Origin of the sequence: Sphingobacterium sp. 1.A.4, assembly GCF_002734245.1 — a bacterium.
Taxonomy (GTDB): Bacteria; Bacteroidota; Bacteroidia; order Sphingobacteriales; family Sphingobacteriaceae; genus Sphingobacterium; species Sphingobacterium tenebrionis.
Map to the genome: position 1 here is coordinate 1 of NZ_PEAZ01000007.1, position 862 is coordinate 862.

1 protein-coding gene is annotated in these 862 nt (G+C 51.7%); it reads left to right on the top strand.

Going from position 1 to position 862, the window contains the following annotated elements; genetic code table 11:
* A partial coding sequence (locus CRJ00_RS01445) for an IS110 family transposase (RefSeq protein WP_099365157.1) occupies window positions 1–809 on the top strand: 809 nt, incomplete at its 5' end.
* Between the last annotated feature and the right edge of the window lie 53 nt (window positions 810–862).

The window sequence follows — 862 nt, forward strand, 5'->3', positions numbered from 1 at the left end:
TAGCGATGGAGGCCACCGGTCCCTATTACTTCCGCCTGGCAAGGTTCCTCTGGGAAAGGGATGAACGTGTCTCGGTCATCAACCCCCTTGTCATCAGGCGTTTTTCCCAGATGACCCTGGCCAGGACCAAGACCGACAGGAAGGATGCCCAGCTCATCGCCAAGTTCACCAGCATGACGGAACCTGCCCAATGGAGGCTGCCGGAGGAACATGTGCTGAGGATCAGGAACCTGGAGGGCTATATCAAGGGACAGAAGGAATGCAGGAACCTTCTAGGGAACCAGCTCCATGCATATGAATATGCTGGGACACTGGACCCCTCGCTCAGGAAGACCATGGAGGAAGGGATCAAAGTTTTTGATGAGAACATCAATGAACATGAAAGACAGATCCAGCAGATCATCATGGAGAATTACGGGGAACTCAATGAAAACCTGCGGAGCATCCCGGGCATCGGCCCGCGCAGCGCAGCACTGCTTATCATCCTGACGGACGGTTTCAGTCGGTTCGAGGGGTACAGGCAGCTGATATCCTATTTCGGACTGGCGCCCAGGATATTCGAGTCCGGCAGCAGTGTAAGGGGAAAGGGACATATCTGCAAGATGGGGATGGGCCAGGTCAGAAAGGTGCTGTACATGGCGGCAATATCCGCCATCAGGAGCAACACCGCCTGCAGCGGGCTTTATGGGAGGTTGATGGAAAAGGGAAAACCCTACAAGGTCGCAATCATAGCAGTGGTGAACAAACTGATCAAACAGGCATTCGCCATCGCAAAATCTGGAAAGGGCTACATCGCAAAAGCGGCCTAATCAGAATATTATTTGGAGAAAATTTAATTTATTATTTGGATATATACACAGTT